Annotated in this window: 1 protein-coding gene; it reads right to left on the reverse strand. The window is 54.1% G+C overall.

Features of this window, described 5'->3' with window-relative positions:
• A partial coding sequence (locus AAIG11_RS17950) for an EF-Tu/IF-2/RF-3 family GTPase (protein ID WP_343187559.1) occupies positions 1 to 471 on the reverse strand: 471 nt, incomplete at both ends.

Here is a 471-nt window from a genome sequence, read left to right on the forward strand (position 1 = left end):
GGCCGATGTTGTCGCCCGCCTGGGCGAAATCCAACAGTTTGCGGAACATTTCAACGCCGGTTACCACCAGTTTGCGGGGCTCTTCTGAGAGGCCTACCAGTTGCACTTCTTCCTGCACTTTAACGGTCCCTCTTTCCACACGTCCGGTGGCAACTGTGCCTCGGCCGGTGATGGAGAAGACGTCTTCTACGGGCATCAGGAAGGGTTTGTCCACGTCTCGCTCTGGCTGGGGAATATACTCGTCGATGCCTTCAAACATTTCAACGATTTTATCTGCCCATTCGCTGTCCGGATCTTCCAGTGCTTTTAATGCGCTGCCTTTGAAGATAGGGGTGTCGTCACCGGGGAACTCGTATGCACTCAGCAGGTCGCGGATTTCCAGCTCCACCAGTTCCAGCAGTTCTTCGTCATCCACCATGTCGCATTTGTTCATGAAAACGACGATGTAGGGTACGCCTACCTGTCTGGACA

Origin of the sequence: Anoxynatronum sibiricum, assembly GCF_039414295.1 — a bacterium.
In the GTDB taxonomy this organism is placed as follows: Bacteria; Bacillota; Clostridia; order Peptostreptococcales; family Tindalliaceae; genus Anoxynatronum; species Anoxynatronum sibiricum.